Source organism: Paenibacillus sp. P4_A7 (assembly GCF_056402455.1).
On sequence record NZ_JBFUHJ010000885.1, the window covers coordinates 1 to 741 of the forward strand.

The 741-nt window shown below is 43.7% G+C and carries 1 protein-coding gene; it reads right to left on the reverse strand.

Annotation, left to right across the window (positions count from 1 at the left end):
• Positions 1–741, reverse strand: a 741-nt coding sequence (locus AC1DWN_RS34720) for an ABC transporter transmembrane domain-containing protein (protein ID WP_477563343.1), incomplete at both ends; no start/stop codon positions are given.

The window sequence follows — 741 nt, forward strand, 5'->3', positions numbered from 1 at the left end:
ATGTACGCCATAATTCCAACAATGCGTACTTTAATATCAGCGAAGCTTACATATAACTCGAAAAAAGAGCGTACTGGAGCATTAATAGCAGGTATAAAAGCGATTATGGTAACGATTTGACCAACAGTGGCTTGTCCAGTTGCCATCTGCCAACCGGCAAATAGGAACACTAGAGCAGGGGCTAACGAATCTGGAATACGCGGGAAAATGCGATAGATGCTCTCCACTATATTTTCTTGAAAGGAGAGATCGGCCCATTTATCTTGTTTGGATTTAACGTCCTTGAACTCGGATTGCTCTGTTCCATATATTTTTGTTTGTTTCACTGTCTCCAGCTTTTCAAGAAGGTTTTGACGAAGGATGGAGTCGTGGGCTACCATTTGTTTTCTTACTATGCCGCGCTTTCGACCATACACATGAACGGGTAAAAAAAGAATAAGGTAAGATGCAAGCAAGGCGATAGCAAGTATTCCACTCCATTGTGAGATAACGGCTATAGCTATAATTGCAAGCAATAGCTCTTGTACGAAGCGGGGAAGAGTCGTTAAGCCAAATTGCTGAATGACCCGCGTATCCTGCGTACAGCGCTGAAGAAGCTCTCCACGCGCGGTTTTGGTGAAAAAGGATGCGTTTGTTCGAAGAACGGCAGTAAGTGTATCCGTTGTAAGTAAATAAGAAAGCTTGATCATCGTTTTGGCCGAAACGTAGGCGCGAAGAGAGACGCATAGTTCGGTGAAAAGC